The organism is Mycobacterium gordonae (assembly GCF_001417955.2).
In the GTDB taxonomy this organism is placed as follows: Bacteria; Actinomycetota; Actinomycetes; order Mycobacteriales; family Mycobacteriaceae; genus Mycobacterium; species Mycobacterium gordonae_B.
In genome coordinates, this window is the sequence record NZ_LKTM01000309.1 from 1 (window position 1) to 332 (window position 332).

Annotated in this window: 1 protein-coding gene; it reads right to left on the reverse strand. The window is 61.1% G+C overall.

What is annotated here, in order from left to right; genetic code table 11:
* The coding region (locus AO501_RS20280; protein ID WP_331457941.1) for a radical SAM protein at nucleotides 1-332 on the reverse strand (332 nt) is incomplete at both ends.

The following is a 332-nucleotide window of genomic DNA, read 5'->3' on the forward strand; positions in this document are numbered from 1 at the left end:
GGGTGGTGATCTCCAACCACACATTCTTCTGGTGCCGCAGGTAGGCCAGGGTTTCCAGGACGTTGCGCAGGTGACTGACGCAAACCTTGCAATAAAAGTCTTCGTTGAATGCCTTTAGGTCGACGTTGGCGGCGTCGACACGCCGGTAGAATTCCGCGCGGGGCTCAGGACACATGTACCCGGCCGTCACCGCGACGGCTTTGATTCCCTGGTCGTGGCAGGCGTCGGCTACATCGGCGGCATACTCCCAGAAGATCGTTGGGTCGTTGTAGGTGAATGCCACGCTGCGGCAACCCAATTCGTGTGCGGTCCGGGCGATGTCGGCCGGGGCC